The following is a 1,290-nucleotide window of genomic DNA, read 5'->3' as shown; positions in this document are numbered from 1 at the left end:
GGGGCGGTGGCGGTGGGGCAAGCGCCAGCTTGAAGTTCTGGAACATGCCCTGGGGAACTCCGGCGTTCAACACGCTCGACAGCAAGATCACCCTTGGCTACAAACCGGAGTCGGGGCTTCCTGCGGCGACATATCAGGCGATCCAGTGGGCAAACTTCAACCAGACCTTCTCGTCTGCCCTCGCATCGAAGACCGGGCCGGCCATCTCTTCGGGCGGCGGAACCCAGGCTTTCCAGTTCGCTAAACAAGGCTTCATCGCTCCCGCGGACGGCCTCATCGAGAGCTGGAAATCCAATGGCATCTACGATGACTTCCTCCCTGGAGTCCTCGACACGATGAAGACCGACGCCGGATACGTCGCCGTTCCGTACAACCTTGACATGCGGGTGAATTGGTACAACAAGGAGCTACTCGAAAAGGCGGGCGTGACTCCTCCCACCGACTGGCAGTCCTACCTCGACGCCGCAGCCGCTCTCAAGAAGATCGACGTGTACGGGTTCGCGGCCAACGGCAATGCCAGCGGCGGTAACGCCTTCCAGATGATCGTGGGCCTGATGATCAACAACGGTGGCGGCATCTTCGACGAAGAGCACAAGCCGAACCTGGTGACCGCCGCGAACATCGAAGCTCTCGAGTTCGTGCGCGAGAACATCAGCAAGGGCTACATGGACCCGGCAGCCATCAGCTACACGGCCACGAACGCGAACTCGCAGTGGAAGGCCGAGAAGTTCGGCATGGGCTTCGACGTCCCCAACCTCGCGGCAAACGTCGGGGGAGCGGCAGCATCCAAGTTGCTTGTCAGCGATCCGCTCACTAGCGCCAGCGGCAAAAAGGGCGCGCTGTATTTCCCGAACAACATCATGATGTACAAGAACACGCCGAGCCAGAAGGGCTCGGAGGCGTTCATGACCTACTACTACCAGAACATGAAGGCCCTGTGGACCCAGAACACCGGCATCGGCCTTCCGGTTCTGAAATCAATCGCGGCAACCCCGGAATTCCAGTCGGACCCAAACGCAGTCAAGATTGTCAAGCTGTGGCAGCCCATCGCCAAGACCTGGGCAGCGCCCGGCGGAACCGCCCTTTTCTCGAACATTTCTTACGTCGACAGCACGCCCGCCATCTCCGACTTCGGCCAGAACGTTCTCTCAGGCAAGGCTCCAAAGGACGCCCCGACCACATTCCAGGCCACGTTGACGTCGCTCATCAAGACTGATCCATGACATCCACGAGCATCGCCGAGAGCGTCAAACGTGCACGCCGTGGGGTCGGACCGGCCGGGGCGGGACG

1 protein-coding gene is annotated in these 1,290 nt (G+C 60.7%); it reads left to right on the top strand.

The features are described 5' to 3' along the window. On the top strand, positions 1–1,223 hold a 1,223-nt coding region (locus AHiyo1_RS13955), incomplete at its 5' end, for an ABC transporter substrate-binding protein (RefSeq protein ID WP_084784509.1). Positions 1,224–1,290: the final 67 nt, after the last annotated feature.

Source organism: Arthrobacter sp. Hiyo1, assembly GCF_001263615.2.
Classification (GTDB): Bacteria; Actinomycetota; Actinomycetes; order Actinomycetales; family Micrococcaceae; genus Arthrobacter.
The sequence above is the reverse complement of the archived record's forward strand: the minus strand, read 5'-3'. Positions and strand labels throughout refer to the sequence as shown.